At 58.3% G+C, this 271-nt stretch carries 1 pseudogene; it reads left to right on the top strand.

Annotation, left to right across the window (positions count from 1 at the left end):
• Positions 1–271, top strand: a pseudogene (locus ACYP03_RS26265) (primosomal protein N'); the annotation flags it as partial.

Genomic DNA, 271 nt, shown 5'->3' with positions numbered 1-271 from the left:
CGTATTACACTTACCATCAGCATTCCGGCGAGCTTCGCTGCCACCATTGCCAGACCCAGCGTCCGGTCATGCCACAATGTCAGCAATGCGGCTCGACCCAGCTCCAGACAGTCGGAGTCGGCACCGAGCAACTTGAACACCAGCTTGCCAGCTTGTTCCCTGAGTTCCGCACAGTGCGCATTGATCGCGACAGCACCCGCCGCAAAGGCAGCCTGGACAATTACCTTGAAGCGGTCAGGAACCAGGAATACCAGATCCTGATCGGCACCCA

The sequence above is a fragment of the Photobacterium sp. R1 genome (assembly GCF_054600795.1).
The sequence above is the reverse complement of the archived record's forward strand: the minus strand, read 5'-3'. Positions and strand labels throughout refer to the sequence as shown.